The sequence below is a fragment of the Paenibacillus mellifer genome, assembly GCF_023195895.1.
Taxonomy (GTDB): domain Bacteria; phylum Bacillota; class Bacilli; order Paenibacillales; family Paenibacillaceae; genus Fontibacillus; species Fontibacillus mellifer.
The window spans coordinates 1-17,803 of record NZ_JALPRK010000033.1 but is presented as its reverse complement, the minus strand read 5'-3'; the positions used below and the strand labels follow the sequence as shown (position 1 = coordinate 17,803).

The window sequence follows — 17,803 nt, the reverse complement described above, 5'->3', positions numbered from 1 at the left end:
CCAGGCAGTCCAGCCATCCTAGTATCACTACCTTAGATCTGAGACTTTGTGCCCCTGCTTTTCAACAGGTTTACCCTTTAACTGGTGCTTTTGGTTTGGCCGTTGGATCACGGGCTCTTAAGTCAGTAAGCTTTCCTGGTTCCTATTATAACGGCCTGTTTTTGAAAAGTATGTCACTCTGCGTAGACCATCCAACCTGTTTTCGTCGAAAAGGTTAGCTTATTTTGTTTGATCCCTTACGATCTTGTCATTTACGGCAAAAAAAGCAGCCGTCTGCTAAGAAACCGGGACTTCGTTCCTTATAGTGAACAAACGCCAGCAATATTCCACGGAAATGGCTGATTTTTAAAGATAAATAAAGATAATTGTTCTTTATTGAGAACAAATCGCCGAATTTACGATTTTCCTTTTTTCGATCCTATCGGGTATATTCGAATCACGGAATTCGTTCTCAATAACGAACATATTAGCGAACGAACGGAAACATACCTGGAAAGGAGCGACTACTCTGCGAAGATCTCGAGCTGAAGTGATCCGCAAATTACGCAAAAAGCGGAAGAAACAAAATATGGTCAAATCGCTGCAATCCGGATTAATTCTCTCGACCCTGCTCTTGTGGACCTCGCAGCAGGTCGGAACGACCTTTGGCGAATTCACCAGCGTACGCGAGGACAACTCGGAAATCAAGGCTTGCCGCGTATTTCCGAGCCAAATTGAGAGCCAGCTTGCGTTGTTGGCCGATCATCTGGAACGGGCCGCCTCCCTTAAAGGAAGATTAATCGGCGCGACCCTGACCCGCGCTGCTATAGATACTACGCTCCCGGCTCCGGTATCGTCGGACGTGGTCGCCCCAGTTTCGCCGGCGATTCCTTCCACAACCGACGATGTTTACGCCGGAGGCGGCAAATCCGGCAGCTTGGAAATTACAGCGGATTTCTCCGCGAGTTTACAATTGGAAGCTGCCGCCGATGGCTTATCAGCGCGGATCAGCGAACTGAGCGCTACGATCCAACAGCTGCAGCAGCAGCTAGCGTTGAACCAGTCGATTTGGCAGGAGCTGGCGCAGGAACTCGCCGCAGCAACAGCTGTTATTCACGGGCTGTTGACCTCGCTGAATGATCTGGAGCCTAATTGCGCGGAGATTACGCAAACCACGCTGCTTGATCGCATTGCAGACCTTCTGAAGGGCAGCGGCTTGCTGTCCGGACCCCTTCGCGGAACGCTGCAGGAGATCCTGAGCTACTTGCGTACCGTCCATCAATCCGATTTGTCGATCTCGAGCGATGGATTTGCCGCTGTCGCATTCGCCAGTCCGTTTGCCGGGAGGTCAACTTATGACGAATCAGCTTTTAGCGATCCGGTTGGCGGCGAAGATCTTGCCTATTTCGAGAGCGTGCAAGCTTCCCTGGAATCAGCTATCGCCGGTTTAACTTCCGAGATCTCCGGTCTCGAAGCGCAGCGAGCCCAATTGTTGGCTCAAGCAGAAGCGCAGCGTCTGGCTGAAATTGAACGGGTGAAGCTGCTGGAGGAACAGAAAGCCAAGGAAGAAGCGGAACAAGCGGCCAAAGACCCAGTTAATCCGGATGAGACCGCCGATCCGCAACAGCCTGGCGAAGAGCAGCCCGGAGCGGATGAACCGACTGACGGCGAAGTCCCTCCAACGGTGGGCGATTCCGGTGAAGGTGATGTCCAACCTCCTGCGGACGATCAAACTGAGGAAGGCGATGCAGACAACGACACTATCGATGATGGTTCTGAGGACAATAATTCTGCGGACGATGACGCTGCAGACGATGACACTGCGGACGAGGACACTGCGGACGAGGACGGTTCCTCCGACGAGCAACCGGCTTCCCCTGACGATTCAACCGGTCAGCAACCTTCGGCGGATCAACCGAATCCACCTGCCGATGATGATTCCGTTGCTCTTCCGCCTGATGCACCTGGAAGTAACGACACGCCTGTGCTGGAATCTCCATTGCCTCCCGCACAGACGGATCCAACGGACGATTTGGTCCTGACAAAACCGGAGGATGAACTCCCGGTCAACGACGATGACTTGACGGACGACGAGGATGAGAATGATGACGAAGACGAGGATGAGACTCAGGTTGAAGCCTCAACCCAGACTGCGGTCCCTTCTCCCGTGACTCCATCGAAAGCAGGTGAATAAGCATGCGGATTCGTAAATGGTTGGGAAACGCGCTGACGTTCCTGATGGCGCTCGCCTTTTTTACCGTGGCCGGATCGGTGGTGCTCTCGAAAGCTTCCGGCAGCGAACCGAATTTCTACGGTTATCAACTCAAAACGGTGCTGTCCGGCTCGATGGAGCCCTCCATCCCTACCGGATCCGTTGCGGCCATTAAGCCTGGCGGAGATATGGCCCGGTTCAACGTTGGCGATGTCATTACTTTCCGGTCAAGTGACAACAAGCTGATCACTCACCGCATCGTTGAAGTGACGAGCGATGAGCAAAGCGGGCAGGTGTTATACCGCACCAAAGGCGACAACAATGGTGCCGCTGACTCGGATCCAGTGAATCCGGCCAATGTCACCGGTGTCTATACCGGCTTTAACGTTCCGTACATCGGTTATGTATTAAGCTTTGCCGGAACCAAAACGGGAAATGTCGCTCTGCTGATTATCCCGGGGCTCCTCTTGTTCCTGTACGCGCTCGTTTCCCTATGGAAGGCGATCGCCGGGCTGGAGGATAAGAAACCGGACCCGAACAAATCACAGCCCGACGCCAAAGTATCCTGAACGATATTGACGCTTTAGCCCAATTGAAGCAAATATGACTCGGTTGTTCTCCTTATGTATTCATAAGGATGCAATATATAAAAAATCTTTTTAAAATCAGGGAGGAATTCAGGAATGGGTATCAAAAAGACATTAGGTTTCGGAGTAGCAACAGCAGCACTTGGTTTGACTTTAATCGGTGGAGGCACGTTCGCTTACTTTAGCGATTCGGTGGAAACGACCGGGACGTTCGCCGCAGGTACATTGGATATCAACGCCGACCCAACGGCGATTGTAGATATCGGCAACTTGAAACCAGGCGACCATATTCCTCGCACGTTCAAACTGAAAAACGACGGCACGCTCGATATCAAAGAAGTGTTGCTCAAAACGAGCTATACGATTGAGAATAGAGCCGGCGCTCCAGCGAACACGGACGACTTCGGCAAACATATTAAAGTGAAATTCCTGTACAATGTCGACAAGCTGAATGACGTAATCTACGAAACTACGCTGTACGATTTGCAAAATCAAACTCCGGATGCGGTTGAAAGAGGATTTTTCCTCGGCGAACGCAGCGGTTTGAGAGCCGGTTCCACGGACACGATGATCGTAGACTTTGAATTCGTGGACAACGGTCAAGACCAAAACCAATTCCAAGGCGACGCCTTGAACCTGAAATGGACGTTTGAAGCGAAACAAGGCGCTGGCGACGTCAGATAATATCGGATCCTCCGAAGCAGAACACCTTGCCCCTCTCCTGGGACTAAGGTGTTCTTTGTTTAGTTAAATTCCGACTTAACTCCTTTGTCCGATCCCGTTTATTCTGATATAATGACATCAAAATTATTCTGATAGAAGGGCGACGGCTACATGGCAGAACATATTGGCGAGCGTATTCAGAAAATTCGGCATGACCGAGGGTACTCCTTATCCGAGCTGGCGGAGAAGGCGGATGTGGCAAAATCCTACCTCAGCAATGTGGAACGCAATATTCAATCGAACCCCTCCATTTCCTTCATCGAGAAGATAGCCGACGCTCTTAACGTCTCGATCAACCTGCTATTGTATGGCGACCGCCCCGCACCGGAATTGCTTGATCCGGAATGGTCGGAGCTGGTACAGGAAGCGATGACTTCGGGCGTCAGCAAGAAGGAGTTTAAGGACTTCCTCGAATATCAGAAGTGGAAACGAGACCAGCAGGAATAACGATATACGCAAAAAAGCGCGAGACGCCAGGGACTTCCCATGACGACACTCGCGCTTTTTGAACAACTTCCTAAAAGTGCATGTTCAAAAAGTCAGGTTTTCAGGACCGAGAAGGTTGGATGAAGCTAGGGACTGAGTAGCGCAGCGTACGTTTTAGGTACGTGAGCAACGGAGGGCCCGGCTGAATTCAAGATTCGACGTCGAATCTACTTCTCATGCTCTGCTTCGTTATGGAAAGATGACTTTTTGAACCACCTCTAAAACATTTTGTACCCGCCTAACCGCAGTTTGCGGATCGTCCACCCGCTCAGAATCGCCCCGCACAGCCCGGCGAATGCGGTCAAATAATCAACCAACCGGAACGACGCCAGATAAGCGCCAAAGCTCTGATCATGATCCCATAGGGTGTACACCACGATCGGCAAAATCACGATAATGAACACGTATGCCGGAAACCAGGTTGTTTTCATCAGCATATTCAGAATAAAACCGATGCCGAACATCATCACGAAGAATAAAACCATCAGCACCAGTACGATGAGCCAACCCATCGCTCCCCCACCCTTCTAAAGGTCATTCAAAAAGGCATCTTTCGATCACGAAGCAGGTCAATGAAGGTGATTCGGCTTCGAATCTTGAATTCAGCCGGGCCTTCCGTTGCTCACGTACCCAATACGTACGCTCCGCTACTCAGTCCCTGGTTTCATCCAACCTTCTCGGTGCTCCAAACCTGCCCTTTTGAATCTTCATTGTAACGGTCATTCAAAAAGGCATCTTTCGATCACGAAGTTTACCGAACTATAACTTAAATCACACGAAATCAAGCTAGTAGTTAGTTTACTAGATATTATGTAACGAAGCAATGAACTTTGCATGAAAATTGGGTGAATCGATTTGCCCCGTTTAGGCACCTTGCGCTACAATAAGAAACGTAATGGACGATTCGTGAATGAGGATCCAGAATCTATCTAGGAGTGATTATACATGAACGAAGCTACCTTAACCTTAGAAGGTTGGTATGCGCTTCACGATTTCCGCACGATCGATTGGACCGCCTGGAAAGCGGCGGATGACGAGGAACGCGCCGGAGCTCTGGAGGAGCTGCATACGTTCCTGAATGAATGGATTCAGATGGAAGAGTCCAAGACGGGCAGCACCGCCGTGTATTCGATCGTCGGCCAGAAGGCCGATATCGTGTTCATGCATCTGCGCGAAAGCCTGGAAGAGCTGAATGCGATAGAAACAGCCTTCAACAAAACCACCTTCGCTGAATATACGACCAAAGCGTACTCTTACGTCAGCGTTGTAGAGTTAAGTAATTATCTGGCTTCCGGCGGCGGTGACCCGAAGGCGAATCCAGAGGTCATGGCCCGCTTGCAGCCGATCCTGCCGAAATCAAACCATATCTGCTTCTACCCGATGAACAAGAAGCGCGAGCTCAGCGATAACTGGTATATGCTGTCGATGGACGAGCGCCGAGAGATGATGCGCAGCCACGGTCTGATCGGCCGCAGCTATGCCGGCAAAGTGAAACAAATCATCACCGGCTCTGTCGGCTTCGACGACTGGGAATGGGGTGTCACTCTGTTCTCCGACGACGCGCTGCAGTTCAAGAAGCTAGTCTATGAAATGCGATTTGACGAAGTCAGCGCGCGTTTCGGCGAATTCGGAGCCTTTTATGTCGGCAATCTGTTGAATAACGAACGGCTAGATGAAATGCTCAAGCTGTAACTCACAATAATAAAGGGTGTGCCTGTTCCAACGAGCGGCACACCCTTTTCCTATTCTTCCTCTTCTTGTTCCGCTTCCAGCGATTTCAAGAACTCCGCCGTCGCCCGGTCACGGTCACGGCTCTTCTCCTTTAATCGTTCAATGGCCGGCAGAATGAGAAGATCCACTTCCTTCTGGACCGTGTATGCCAAATCGTATTGCTGCTGCGATTCCAGATAAGAGCCCACTTCCATTAAGGCGTTGTAGCGATCCAACTCGTCCCGTGTCAGCAGCCCTCGAACCTGTACGCTGCAATGACGCATCTTAGAAGAATCTTCCTTTTTTCAACACCAGCGGAATACCGCCGATAATGAACAGATATCGCATATCGACCAACTTCTTCAATTGGGCCGCAATCCACCCCTTGTACTTCTTGCCAAAGGCACTGGCGACCGCTTCCCCTTTACCCAGCGAAGCTACCGTCCCTTTATTACTGAACACAAACTTCTTGAGCTCTTTGCCGCGGATGGACGCCACCACGTTCTGTGCACAGGTCACCCCTTGCTGCATCGCGATTTGCGCCGTAGGCGGATAAGGACGCCCCTCCGGATTAAACATCAGTGAGTTATCGCCGATGATAAATACGTTGTCATGGCCAGGCGCACGCAAATGATCATCGATTTTCACCCGTCCGCGCGCGGTCTCGAAGCCTGCCGCTTCGATCAGGCGATTGCCTCGAATACCACCAGTCCAAACAACCGTTTGCGATTTAATTTCTTCACCGGTGGCCAAAATAACACCATCCGGCGTGCATTCCTTGATCGCTACGCCGATTTTGAACTGTACACCTTTCTTCTTGAGCACGTCCATGGCGTAGTCGACCAGCTCGGGATCAAAACCCGGCAGAGCCGTTGGTGCAGCTTCAATGTTGTACACGTTCACGAAGTTCGGGTCCACGTCGTATTCCTTGCACAGCTGCGGAATGCGGTCAGCCAGCTCGGCTACAAACTCGATGCCGCTGAAGCCCGCGCCACCGACCACAAAGTTCAGGCGGTCGGTCCGACCTTCGTCCATTTTGTACATCGCAAATTGGTATTCAATATGCTGGCGGATCAACCGAACGGAATTGATACTGCGGATCGTCATCGCATATTCCGTCAAGCCCGGGATCCCGAAGGATTCCGGCTCACCGCCTAACGCGATAATCAGGTAATCATAGGAAAGGGTTCCGTCCTGTAGTACAACCTTCTTATCGGCCAGGCGGATCTCCTGAACGTTTGACTTCACAAGGTCAATTTTGAACTCGTCAATTAATTTGGAAATGGCAACTCGGGTATGTTCGATGGAGTCTGTCCCGGCAGCCGGCATATGCAGATGGGTCGTGAAGTAATGATAGTCGTGCCGATTCACCAGGGTGACGTCCGCTTCATTGTAGTTCAACTCTTTCTGCAGCCGCTGCGCGGTAAGAATGCCGCCATAACCCGCACCAAGAATTACAATTTTGGGTATGGTACTCATGTATTTGTTCTCCTTCCAATTTTGCACACTCTATATTTGATTAAACCAAAAAACGAAATGTGAAAATTAACACATAAAAATCCATTCTTTTGTACCATATCAAACCGTTTCATGAAATCAGAGACAATTGTCACAATTAGTTTAAGCCTTATTTGTAGGATGAGCAAAAGCCTTCTGTCGTATAATCATAAATGTGCTTTTTTCGTCACAAATATGAGTGCATACATTTGAATGATATCGACTTTTGCCTAAAAGATCAAGTCTTATTTTACCTGTAACTGTAGGACTTTTAACGGATTCTATTCCATATTTTCGACAGTTTTGATCTTACCTTTGCAAGCGGGGGTGTGACGATTATAATAAAGTAGAATTGACATTATAGTTAGAGAAAAGAAACCATCTGGAGGTGTTTGGCCCGTGTCATCCCAAAACAACGCCGAATTCACTGATCTCCTGATTATCGGGGGCGGACCGGCGGGCATGTTTGCCGCATTTTATGGCGGAATGAGAAAAGCTTCCGTCAAACTGATCGAAAGTATGCCTCAGCTTGGGGGTCAAGTTGCTGCCCTCTATCCTGAGAAATATATTTATGACGTGGCCGGCTTTCCTAAAGTGACGGGCCAAGAGTTGATCAACAACTTGAATGAGCAGTTAAAGCTGTTTGAACCGGACGTTCGTCTGGAGGAACGGGTACTGCAAATCGAGAAGAAAGAAGATCGCCATTTTGTGGTAACGACCGACAAGGACGTCCATTATGCGCGTGCTTTAATTATCACCGCAGGCGTTGGCGCCTTCGAACCACGTCGACTTGACCTGGAGAACGCCTCCCGTTTCGAGAAAACCAACCTGCACTATTTCGTCAGCGATATGAACCGGTTCAGCGGCAAGAAGGTCTTGATCAGCGGTGGCGGTGACTCCGCGGTCGACTGGGCGCTGATGCTGGAGCCGATCGCCGAGCAGGTCACGTTGATCCATCGCCGTGACAAATTCCGGGCGCATGAGCACAGCGTCGAGAAGTTGATGGCTTCCCGCGTGCAGGTGATCACGCCTACAGAAATCGCGGAGCTGCACGGCGACGAACGAATTGAACGCGTCACCCTGGCTGACGTGAAGACGAAGGAGACCCAAGAGATTGCCGTAGATGACGTAATCGTCAACTTCGGATTCGTCTCCTCGCTGGGACCCATCGCCGAATGGGGCCTCGATATCGAAGGCAACGCTATTGTCGTCGATTCTCGGATGGAGAGCTCGATTCCCGGCATCTTTGCCGCCGGTGACATTACGACATATCCCGGCAAATTGGATCTGATTGCGGTAGGTTTTGGCGAAGCGCCGACAGCGGTCAACAATGCCAAAGTTTACATCGATCCGGAAGCGAAGCTGTCTCCAGGACACAGCAGCAATATGAAGCTGTAGTTTTATAGAGGGACTACGCGTGTTTTACATGTTCTAAGAAAGAAAAGGGTATCTTACCTTTACGGAAGATTATGCCGTAAAGGAGAGATACCCTTTGCCATTTATATGCCCGTTATGCAACGGCTTGGCTGCAATGACCGCCACCTGCCCCGATTGCGGATACGTTCTGGAGAATGCGGGAAAAAAAGAAGACTACGCCGGGCCTTACAGCCCTTACGGCTCCGCTGATCAATATACCTCAGCCATCTCCGCGCGTATTCCTTCCGGCTGCGAACATGTCGTACAGTGTCCGCATTGTCATGAAGCTTATATATATCATGTCAACGCCTGGCAGGCGCCTTGATGGTTGGGGATAACTTCATAATAAAACTGGAGATAGCCAGGTTGTCCACAATCAGTGCAGAACGGACGGCGCGGCAAGCTCTAATTCGCGTTTGCGGATTTCTGCTAACAGCAGTGCGATAAACTCCCGATCCAATTGCAGTTCGGTCGCCTTCTGATAGGATTCCAGGAGCAACTCATTCGTTAACAGCGCCATTGATAACACATCCTTTCTAGTATTTTCCTCATCATAACAGGAAAAGTTTAGTAGAACAAGTGTTCCGGTTATCCACAAACGCTTGTGGAAATCCTGTGAATAACGTGTTAGTAATTATCGAAAAGCGTTGAAAAAACTAATGGGATAATGTGGACAAAAGTTATTCACAGGACATTTGTTCCCATAATTCTCCAAAAATTTTTTTGATTTTTGTCTTTCCGAGCTTATTGCGGCCGAGTGTTTACTTCAAAAATCCAGATCTTGCCGCTCCGGTCTACGCCATAATCAAACCCCAGCTGACCGATCCCCGGGAAACGGGACTCCAATATCTGCACGCACGTATTGGTCAATGAGCGCATCTCTCGCCGTTTTCGTCCGGAGGCTCTGCGGCTTAACGAGCGGCCGAGCCCTTCTCGTGCGCTGAGCATCGTACCGCCTTTGCACAAATTAGTTACAAACAGCCCGGGACGAGCTAACCGGCCAACCATCGAGCGGTATACCCAGGCTCCGTTCTCCTTCACAACCTTCACCCGATAGTCGATCGGTCGACCGGAGATCCGAGCTAAATGAATGCCTTGCTGGATCATGTACCTGCGCCCGACCTTCACGCGATTTAGTGACCGGAACATCGCCTCAAAACTTCCGAAGTTATGCCTCCGTGACATATAGGTATAGCCATAAACGCCGCCTGCGTAAGTTACCTTGATCACACCGTAACCCCCGCCGCCACGGAGCGGTTTAATCACGACCATGCCAAACTGATGCAGCATGCTTCTTAATGAATCGGCACTGTACAATCGGGTTTGCGGTATGTGGGCGGCCACGTCCGCGTTGCTTAGAAGCGCCTCGGTCTTGAGCCATTTATTGGCCAATTGTCTTCCCGCCATGACACCATCCCCTTTCTCGCACTATACGATATCCTACTCATTTGTAGATTAATATTCTTGGATGTTTGTCCAAGGCGTCAGCCCTTTCTCCCGCGTGTTCGTCCACAGGCTCTTTCTATGCAAAAGGAGCAAATTCGCGTATATTAAGGGGGGACATTGGTCTATACCTAGCAGAGGAAGGGGAAATTAAAAGCTTTGAATTCGGGGAATTCTTCATTTGAAGCAAATCTGTTCGAAGTGCTGTACTGGTTTGCTATGATTGCCATGTCACTGGTGCTGGCAGGCATCACCGTCGCTTTGTTCCTCACGGGCTTGAAAATGGCCAAAACGGCGCGCAAAGCCCTCGGAATCGGCTGTATCGCCTTTTCTCTGGCGGCGGCCACCCTGGTCGTGATGATGGTGAATCGGCAATTTTTCTAAACCGGGTTGGGACAACTCTCGACCCCTGATGAAAGGCTCGGGTCAGCACCTGCGGGGGCGGGCCGGGCTTTTTTCCTTAAAATTGTGGAAACCTACTCCCTTTTTCACGTATTACTACATAGAAATCATTTCATCGCAGCTTGGATAGCAAAGGAAGATACAGGAGGGTCTAATAGCATGGGAAGTACACAGCCTTGGGGAGACCGATTCAGAAGGTTTTTTCTAAATAACCGATTCGTGGTATTTCTGCTCGTCGTATTACTGATTGGCTTGAACATCTTAGTGTTTGCCAAAATCCCGTTCGTGTTCAAACCGCTTACGGTGCTGTTAAAAACCGTACTGCTGCCGATTCTACTGACCGGGGCGATTTATTATCTGTTAAACCCGCTGGTCGATTGGTTGGAAAGCAAACGAGTCCGCCGGGTCTACACCATAACCGGGTTGTACCTGTTTATCGCGGGGATTCTTACGGTGCTAATTATGACCGTAATCCCTTTGGTTCAGGAGCAGATCACGAGTTTAATCGAAAATCTACCGAGATATACCGCGGAGGTGCAGCGGCAGTTCGAAAGCTTGATCGGCAGCAACTTCTACCATCAGGTGCAAGAGTCGACCGGCTTTAATCTCGAGGACCTGTCGAACTCATTGTCCGAGCAGGGAACTTCCTTACTAAACAACGCTTGGTCGGGCCTCGGCGGATTCCTGGGCGCGATCAAGAACGTCGTGCTTGCGATCGTCACCGTGCCGTTCATCTTATTTTATCTGCTGAAGGACGGCAAGAAGCTGCCCAAATTCATTTTGCGTTACGTGCCTGTCCGCTTCCGTGGTCAAACCCATCACGTTATGACCGAGATGAACGGCCAGATCAGCTCCTATATTCGCGGGCAGATCATCGTCAGCTTCTGTATCGGGGCGCTGATGTACGTCGGCTTTCTGATCATCGGCCTGGATTACTCCCTGACGCTCGCGATTATCGCTTCATTTACAAGCATCGTACCGTACCTCGGTCCGGCCATCGCGATCACGCCGGCAATCATCGTTGCCATTGTCACTTCACCGATCATGCTGCTGAAGCTGGTCGTCGTTTGGACGGTTGTCCAGTTGATCGAAGGCAAATTTATTTCGCCGCAAATTATGGGGAAGACGCTACGCGTTCATCCCATTACGATCATCTTCGTCATCCTGACCGCCGGCAATTTGTTTGGCGTGTTGGGCGTCATCCTGGCCGTGCCGGGTTACGCCGTGCTGAAGGTCATCTTCACCCACCTGTTCCAATGGTTTGAACGGCGTTCGCATTTGTACGAGGAGACAACGAATGAAGAGAATGCCCCAGCCAAAACGGAAGAGAGCGGTTCCTCGGTTAATTCGGGCAACTAGCTTACTTCATTGGCTTCAAATCCAAATCGAATTTTACTTCGGGATAAACGGAGCTGGGACCTTTCAACAGTCTCGGCTCTTTTTCTTTCAAATAGGTATCGAAAAAATCCAGTACATAGGCATTCACGATTTCAGCTCCCCGCTCTCGATCTAACGCTCCCGTCATTCCGGTTAGATGGACTAACGGTGAATAAAGAGGAAGATCGGTGAAATTGTAATGCTCGCTTCTCGTCAAATATAACGCCTTGCTACCATTTCTGACCGCACTGCCGATTAATTCGATTTCGTTCGAGAAGATGGCGTACTCCTGCCCATCCCGACTCGGGACCTGCCGAAGTTTCTCCACAAACTGTTTGAAATTTTCGGACTCCAAGAACAAGAAGGGTTTCGTCGTGTTTAGTTTTTCATCGTATCTGTCATAATTAGTTCCGTCCATATTGATTCCTGCTATGACTCTTTCATCGGAAGAAACGACATGGAAGGCGGTCGCCCCGCCAAAGGAGTGACCCATCATTCCGACATGCTTCATGTCCAGTCTATCTTTAAAGCCGTTTGCATCCGAAGACGAATTCATTTCGTCCAGCCGAGTGATTACGGATGATACATCTTCTGTCCAGATGCTCCCCAAGCAGTTTGCGGTAGCCATAAAATGTGCCCCGTCCAGCGCCGCTTTCTGTTCCGTCATCCTGCCATCGGGAAAAACGGTCGCCGTTGTTGAGTAAGTATGATCGATAGCCGCAACTACGTAACCGTGGCTTGCCAGATTTTCCGCTTGCGACACATGCAGCATGCGGGTTGTCCCCATGCCGTGACTAATCAATACGACCGGGTACGGGGATTCGGGACGAAGCATTTCCGCGTCCCGGTAGCTGTTGCTCAGAAAATACTTCCAGTACTCCAGCGCGAAGTCCGGTAATTCCAGCGCTATGGCAAACTTCTGTAAAAAACGCTTCGCCGTTCGAGGATCGCCCACGCCAGATACCAGCGGTTCAGGATGTTGTCCTTCCGGTTTCACGGCAGGATACCACATTTGTACCATCAATTCTCTGTTGTCATTGGGATCCCCCGTATATCTTTCTTCCCTCTCGGAGTCGGTAAACAGGAAGGTCCGCGTCCCAACCGGATAGGCCCCGGTCGGTGCCGGCAACCGAACTACAGGCAGCATAACCGACAACGTTGCGGAGCTTATGATGATGAGGGCGAAAACGATTAACATGACGTATTTTCCTGCTTTCCTCCCCCCTCGCTTCAACCGCGATTTCCCCGGGTTCCATGCTGTCCATAAAATAAGCAGCACCGTGACGACGTAAATGGGGTAAAGCTGCCATCGAGGGCCTTCCACCGCCAGATGGATCGTCAATAACGCCAGACCACATCCAATTGCCACCCATCCCGTTCCCTTGTTAATATGGCGGGCGAATAGTACGATAAGCCAGAGTCCGGCACACCCCGCAACCAAAAGCATCTCCAATAGTCTCGTAATAATTCCCATCCCATCCAAAGAAAAAATGACCTCGATTACCGCATTATAAGCCAGCCGGTTTAATTATGAGGAACGGATAGTTTAAGATGCCATTAAAAATGCATAAAAAATCTCCGTTATGTTATTCGTAGATGCACGAATTCATAACGGAGATGGTTTTGCGCTCAGTTATCAATCGCAAGGCTGCGGTTGACCCTCTTCATCCTTGAAGCGGAACGATTGGCCGCAGCCGCAGGTGGCGATGGCGTTCGGGTTATGGATGGTGAATCCGCCGCTCATGCCGGATTCCTTGAAGTCGATCTCCAGGCCGTTCAGATAACGGATGCTTTCCTTGTCCACGACCACCTTAAGCCCCTTAATGTCCAAATATACGTCCTCTTCGCTCTCCTGATCATCGAGGCCCATGCCATAGGAGAAGCCGCTGCAGCCGCCGGGATTCACTCCGACCCGCAGGAACATATTCGGCGTTTCTTCTTCGGCTAACATATCTTTAATCCGCGCCATGGCGCTGTCGCTAATGGTAATCATCGTGTACTCACTCCTTTACGAAAATTATACTCCTTCTCCCCCAATCGCTCAACAATTGTGATATTTCTTGTTGCCAATTCCTTTTCTTCAACGTAGGCTTATTGCCCGCTTGGAATGTGAGGTTTATAATAGGTAGGTAATTCATACAGTTAGGTTACGAGGCATTTCATGCATTTGGAAACGGAGGGAACGTCATGTTCACTGTAGTCACCCCAAACACCGATAAGAGAATGGCCGAAATTGTGGACAAAGTCCGGCAAGGCGAACGTCTCACCCTCGAAGACGGTGTCTATTTATATGAAAGCGATGATATATTGACCATTGGCCAATTAGCCAATGAAGTGAATTTGCGCAAGAACGGCAAAAAGGTATATTTCATCGAAAATATGAGCCTCTACTTCACGAACGTCTGCGAATCCCACTGCGCGTTTTGCAGCTTCCGCAAGGATCAAGGAGAAGAAGGGGCTTATACGCTTTCCGGGGAGGAAATGGTCGCTTACGTGAAGCAGCATATCACCCCGGGCGTCCGCGAGTTCCATATCGTGGGCGGACATAACAATCACGTTCCGTTCCAATATTACGTTGATTCTCTCAAAGCGATGAAAGAGAATTTCCCGGATGTCACGATCAAGGCCTATACGGCAGCGGAGATCGAATTCTTCACCCGGATCAGCGGCCTGAGCACGAAGGAAGTGCTGATCCGCCTGCAAGAAGCCGGCCTTGAATCGTTAACCGGCGGCGGCGCGGAAATCTTGTCCGACCAATACCGGGAGAAGATGAAGGTGGAGAAGGCAAACGTCGACCAATACCTGGACGTCCATCGGACCGCACACCAGTTGGGGATGAAGACGCCAACCACCATGCTGTACGGCTCGATCGAATCCTATGAGGACCGGATTCGGCATATGATGCAAATCCGCGATCTTCAGGACGAAACCGGCGGGTTCCAGGTGTTTATCCCCTTGTCCATGCAGCCACGCAACAAGAACGCCAGCATCATGCGCCGCAACTCGGCTTACGAGGACCTCAAGACGATCGCGATCAGCCGCTTGATGCTGGACAACATCCAACACATCAAAGCTTACTTCATTAATATCGGCGTTCAGTTGACCCAAGTCGCGTTGGCCTTTGGCGCCTCGGACGTGCACGGTACGATCCTGAAGGAGCAAATCAGCCACGCCGCCGGCGCGCAAACGCCGGAAGGGCTGACGTTGAAGGAGCTGATCTGGCTCGTGAAAGGTGCCGGACGCATCCCGGTTGAGCGTGACACCTTCTATAACGAGATCCGGGTATACGAATAACTCCGTTCGGCAGCAGCCTGCGGCTATTTCACGGCAAAAAAAGGGGAATCGTCACGTATGAGGCAATTCGTTGTGCTTGGGGGAGGATATGGGGGAACGGCCGTCATTCATGAGCTGTTCAAAGCCCCTATTCCTTCGGATGTGCAAGTGGTTCTGGTCGACCGGATGCCATACCAGAGCCTAAAGACCGAATATTATGCTTTGGCGGCCGGGACGGCCAGCGACTATGAATTGCGCGTCCCCTTTACCGCTTACCCCGGTCTGATTCTGAAATACGGCGAAGTCGAAGCCATCGACATGGACCGGCAGCTGATTCATTTCGCGGAGGAGGATCCGCTGGAATATGACCAACTCGTGATCGCATTAGGTTGTACCGATAACTACCACCAGGTTCCCGGCGCAGCCGAGTTTTCGTGCAGTGTCCAGTCATTTGCTTCGACCCGTGAAACGTATACGCGGCTGAATAATGCGAGTCCATATGGGAAAATCAACATCGTTGGCGGGGGACTAAGCGGCGTGGAATTAGCCGCCGAGCTGCGGGAAAGCCGTCCGGATCTGAACATCTCGATTATTGACCGCGGCACCCGCTTGCTCTCCGCTTTTCCGGCGAAGGTGTCCGATTATGTCGCCAAATGGTTCCACGAGAATGACGTCGAGATGCGATCGATGATTTCCATCCAGGCCGTGGAATGCGGCGTGATTCATCATGAGCAAGGTGAAATCGACTCGGATGTAACCGTATGGACAGCCGGGATCCAGCCGGCGGCGATCGTGCAAGCGCTGGATGTAGCCAAGGACCGGCAAGGCCGCGTTCTGCTGAACGAATTCTACCAGATTCCCGAGCATCCCGAGGTGTTCGTCTGCGGCGACTGCGCGAGCTTGCCCTTCTCCCCCAGCGCCCAGGCGGCTGAAGCTCAGGGAGCTCAGATCGGTCAAATCGCAGGCGCGTATTGGCGGGGCGAGACGCCGCGGCTCTCGCAGATTAAGCTCAAGGGGACGCTGGGTTCGTTAGGCAAAAAAGCCGGATTCGGCCTGATGGGCCGAACGCAAGTCACAGGCCGCGTCCCGCGCCTGCTCAAGAGCGGCGTACTTTGGATGTCCAAGCATCATATTGGATAAAATAAAGAAGGGAGCACACCCAATCTAAGAAGGCCTATGGATGTGTCTCCCTGATTTTTTGCAGGATGCGTTCTGCGAGCTGCTTCGCGTCTTCCCCTTCTACCTGTTCCCCGTCAACCAGCACGTACGGGAATAAATAACAGGTACCGCAAGCGGTTAGGCACCCGTATTCATACACGTCGCAATCGATTTGTTCCTTCACTTGCCGGATGGCTTCCCCCGTACCTAAACTGGCGTTATTCGCACAAAATTCAAGGATCGGTTTCATCTTCCGTCCTCCCCATGAAGAAGCATTTAAATTTTTGACTTTTTGTAATATAATAAGGCAAGAAAGGAGTTGAATACAATGAGTGAAAACGTACAAGATAAATTGTATGATGAAGTATTGGAAGTATTGGACAAACTGCGGCCTTTCCTGCAACGTGACGGTGGCGACGTTGAGCTTGTCGACGTAGAAGACGGCATCGTGAAGCTGAAATTGATGGGTGCCTGCGGCAGCTGCCCAAGCTCCACCATCACCCTCAAAGCCGGGATCGAACGCGCCCTGTTTGAAGAAGTGGAAGGCGTAGAAGAGGTTGTTCAAGTATTCTAATTAGCACTCCATAAATGAATTGCTCTTCAGCAGGAGGGTTTTAACGAACTCGGCCCCCGGCAATTTGCCGGAAGGCCGGGTTTTTTGTTTTGTTCAGGATGGCTTGATCCACGGTCGGATCGGGTCAAGGCCTCCGGAGATATCCATGATATTGCCGGTGATAAAATCGGAGTCCGAATGGCACAGAAATGCGATCACGCGGGCGATGTCCTCCCCGCTTCCCGGACGGCCCAGCGGCGTCTCCCCATCGCGGAGACCGCGAACTTCATGGATTGACATCTCCTTGTGGCTCCCGCGGATATCCCCCGGGCAAACCATGTTCACCGTAATGCCGTAAGATGCTTCCTCGACGGCCAGCGTCTTGGTAAAGGACACCAGCCCGGTTTTGGCGGCTGCGTAGACGGCTCGGTGTGGCCAGGCGCGCGACTCGGAGGCATGGCCGAACCCGAAATGGATGATTCGTCCCCATCTCTTCTCCCGCATCCCCGGCAGCACGAGATGATCTAAGAGTAGACTGCTGACCAAATTCCCCTCGATCATCCCCAACATTTCACTCTGGCTGTAGTCGGCAAACAGCTTACGTTCCCGAATAAATGGTCCGGCATTGTTGACCAGAATATCGATCGTCCCGAGCTGTTCGTTCACCTGCCGAGCCAGCTCCTCGCTTTGCTCCCGGCGTGAGACATCAGCTTGCACCGCGATACAACGAACGCCAAGCCGCTCGATGTCCAATTGGAGAGAGAGCGCTTCCGCTTCGCTATGTACGTAATTCAGCGCGATATGGCATCCTTGCTCTGCCAACGTCAGCGCTGTTTTCTTCCCGAGGCCTTTCGCGCTCCCGGTAATTAAGGCGACTTTGCCGTGCAACGTTCCTTCTCCTCCTCCCAGGTGCAGTTCATCTTAAGTATAAAAGATTTAAGGGATTCCCACAAACGCCGCGGCGTTTTGTGCAGTTGAGTGGACCGG

At 51.0% G+C, this 17,803-nt stretch carries 21 protein-coding genes and 1 riboswitch; of the genes, 12 read left to right on the top strand and 9 right to left on the bottom strand.

Annotated features, from left to right (window positions below; genetic code table 11):
• Positions 1 to 85: riboswitch (cyclic di-GMP riboswitch) on the bottom strand.
• 483 nt (positions 86 to 568) lie between these two features.
• From M0651_RS22575 to M0651_RS22560, 4 genes are all read left to right on the top strand, one after another.
• Entirely contained in the window at positions 569 to 2,173 is a 1,605-nt protein-coding gene (locus M0651_RS22575) for a hypothetical protein (protein WP_248553936.1), read from the top strand.
• A gap of 2 nt (positions 2,174 to 2,175) precedes the next feature.
• Positions 2,176 to 2,760 carry a signal peptidase I SipW gene (gene sipW / locus M0651_RS22570; protein WP_248553935.1) on the top strand — a complete coding sequence of 195 codons (585 nt, stop codon included), beginning with the start codon at positions 2,176 to 2,178 and terminating at the stop codon, positions 2,758 to 2,760.
• Positions 2,761 to 2,874: 114 nt separating this feature from the next.
• Positions 2,875 to 3,462, top strand: coding sequence for a CalY family protein (locus tag M0651_RS22565; protein WP_248553934.1), 588 nt, complete (start codon positions 2,875 to 2,877; stop codon positions 3,460 to 3,462).
• Between the two features lie 150 nt (positions 3,463 to 3,612).
• Entirely contained in the window at positions 3,613 to 3,948 is a 336-nt protein-coding gene (locus M0651_RS22560) for a helix-turn-helix domain-containing protein (protein WP_248553933.1), read from the top strand.
• 257 nt (positions 3,949 to 4,205) lie between these two features.
• Here the strand turns inward: M0651_RS22560 and M0651_RS22555 are convergent, their stop codons facing one another.
• Positions 4,206 to 4,499 carry a YuiB family protein gene (locus tag M0651_RS22555; RefSeq protein ID WP_178023800.1) on the bottom strand — a complete coding sequence of 98 codons (294 nt, stop codon included), beginning with the start codon at positions 4,497 to 4,499 and terminating at the stop codon, positions 4,206 to 4,208.
• A gap of 433 nt (positions 4,500 to 4,932) precedes the next feature.
• On the opposite strand from M0651_RS22555, the gene hemQ reads away from it, so the two are divergent.
• The gene (gene hemQ / locus M0651_RS22550) at positions 4,933 to 5,679 is read left to right on the top strand and encodes a hydrogen peroxide-dependent heme synthase (protein ID WP_248553932.1); all 747 of its coding nucleotides are present in this window, start codon (positions 4,933 to 4,935) and stop codon (positions 5,677 to 5,679) included.
• 50 nt (positions 5,680 to 5,729) lie between these two features.
• Here the strand turns inward: hemQ and M0651_RS22545 are convergent, their stop codons facing one another.
• Together M0651_RS22545 and M0651_RS22540 are read right to left on the bottom strand one after the other, a co-directional pair.
• Positions 5,730 to 5,981, bottom strand: coding sequence for a hypothetical protein (locus M0651_RS22545; protein WP_248553931.1), 252 nt, complete (start codon positions 5,979 to 5,981; stop codon positions 5,730 to 5,732).
• 1 nt (position 5,982) lies between these two features.
• On the bottom strand, positions 5,983 to 7,176 hold the full coding sequence (locus M0651_RS22540) for an NAD(P)/FAD-dependent oxidoreductase (protein WP_248553930.1): 1,194 nt from the start codon (positions 7,174 to 7,176) through the stop codon (positions 5,983 to 5,985).
• Between the two features lie 417 nt (positions 7,177 to 7,593).
• Between M0651_RS22540 and M0651_RS22535 the strand changes: the two genes are divergently transcribed.
• Complete coding sequence (locus tag M0651_RS22535; RefSeq protein ID WP_308195579.1) at positions 7,594 to 8,592, top strand: NAD(P)/FAD-dependent oxidoreductase; 999 nt, start codon at positions 7,594 to 7,596, stop codon at positions 8,590 to 8,592.
• 94 nt (positions 8,593 to 8,686) lie between these two features.
• Entirely contained in the window at positions 8,687 to 8,935 is a 249-nt protein-coding gene (locus tag M0651_RS22530; RefSeq protein WP_155606189.1) for a hypothetical protein, read from the top strand.
• A 51-nt stretch (positions 8,936 to 8,986) separates the two neighbouring features.
• Here the strand turns inward: M0651_RS22530 and sda are convergent, their stop codons facing one another.
• Both sda and M0651_RS22520 read right to left on the bottom strand, forming a co-directional pair.
• Positions 8,987 to 9,130 carry a sporulation histidine kinase inhibitor Sda gene (sda, locus tag M0651_RS22525; protein WP_155606188.1) on the bottom strand — a complete coding sequence of 48 codons (144 nt, stop codon included), beginning with the start codon at positions 9,128 to 9,130 and terminating at the stop codon, positions 8,987 to 8,989.
• Between the two features lie 224 nt (positions 9,131 to 9,354).
• A complete protein-coding gene (locus tag M0651_RS22520) occupies positions 9,355 to 10,017 on the bottom strand; it encodes a YheC/YheD family protein (RefSeq protein WP_248553929.1) in 663 nt (220 codons plus the stop codon).
• Positions 10,018 to 10,212: 195 nt separating this feature from the next.
• Between M0651_RS22520 and M0651_RS22515 the strand changes: the two genes are divergently transcribed.
• Positions 10,213 to 10,437, top strand: coding sequence for a hypothetical protein (locus M0651_RS22515; RefSeq protein ID WP_248553928.1), 225 nt, complete (start codon positions 10,213 to 10,215; stop codon positions 10,435 to 10,437).
• A 177-nt stretch (positions 10,438 to 10,614) separates the two neighbouring features.
• Positions 10,615 to 11,814, top strand: coding sequence for an AI-2E family transporter (locus M0651_RS22510; protein WP_248553927.1), 1,200 nt, complete (start codon positions 10,615 to 10,617; stop codon positions 11,812 to 11,814).
• Position 11,815: 1 nt separating this feature from the next.
• On the opposite strand, the gene M0651_RS22505 is transcribed toward M0651_RS22510, so the two are convergent.
• Both M0651_RS22505 and M0651_RS22500 read right to left on the bottom strand, forming a co-directional pair.
• Positions 11,816 to 13,201 carry an alpha/beta hydrolase family protein gene (locus M0651_RS22505; RefSeq protein WP_248553926.1) on the bottom strand — a complete coding sequence of 462 codons (1,386 nt, stop codon included), beginning with the start codon at positions 13,199 to 13,201 and terminating at the stop codon, positions 11,816 to 11,818.
• Between the two features lie 267 nt (positions 13,202 to 13,468).
• Positions 13,469 to 13,825 carry a HesB/IscA family protein gene (locus M0651_RS22500; RefSeq protein WP_240270364.1) on the bottom strand — a complete coding sequence of 119 codons (357 nt, stop codon included), beginning with the start codon at positions 13,823 to 13,825 and terminating at the stop codon, positions 13,469 to 13,471.
• Between the two features lie 194 nt (positions 13,826 to 14,019).
• Here M0651_RS22500 and mqnE point away from each other — a divergent pair, with 194 nt between their 5' ends.
• Positions 14,020 to 15,126, top strand: a complete 1,107-nt coding sequence (mqnE, locus tag M0651_RS22495) for an aminofutalosine synthase MqnE (protein ID WP_248553925.1) — start codon at positions 14,020 to 14,022, stop codon at positions 15,124 to 15,126.
• A gap of 57 nt (positions 15,127 to 15,183) precedes the next feature.
• Positions 15,184 to 16,245: an NAD(P)/FAD-dependent oxidoreductase gene (locus M0651_RS22490; RefSeq protein WP_248553924.1), complete on the top strand. Its 1,062-nt coding sequence runs from the start codon at positions 15,184 to 15,186 to the stop codon at positions 16,243 to 16,245.
• A 34-nt stretch (positions 16,246 to 16,279) separates the two neighbouring features.
• Here M0651_RS22490 and M0651_RS22485 read toward each other — a convergent pair whose 3' ends face one another.
• Positions 16,280 to 16,513, bottom strand: a complete 234-nt coding sequence (locus tag M0651_RS22485; protein WP_248553923.1) for a YuzB family protein — start codon at positions 16,511 to 16,513, stop codon at positions 16,280 to 16,282.
• A gap of 78 nt (positions 16,514 to 16,591) precedes the next feature.
• Between M0651_RS22485 and M0651_RS22480 the strand changes: the two genes are divergently transcribed.
• Positions 16,592 to 16,837 (top strand): NifU family protein, encoded by a 246-nt coding sequence (locus M0651_RS22480; protein ID WP_009224772.1) that lies wholly within the window; start codon positions 16,592 to 16,594, stop codon positions 16,835 to 16,837.
• 93 nt (positions 16,838 to 16,930) lie between these two features.
• On the opposite strand, the gene M0651_RS22475 is transcribed toward M0651_RS22480, so the two are convergent.
• A complete protein-coding gene (locus M0651_RS22475; RefSeq protein WP_248553922.1) occupies positions 16,931 to 17,704 on the bottom strand; it encodes an SDR family oxidoreductase in 774 nt (257 codons plus the stop codon).
• Positions 17,705 to 17,803 lie beyond the last annotated feature (99 nt).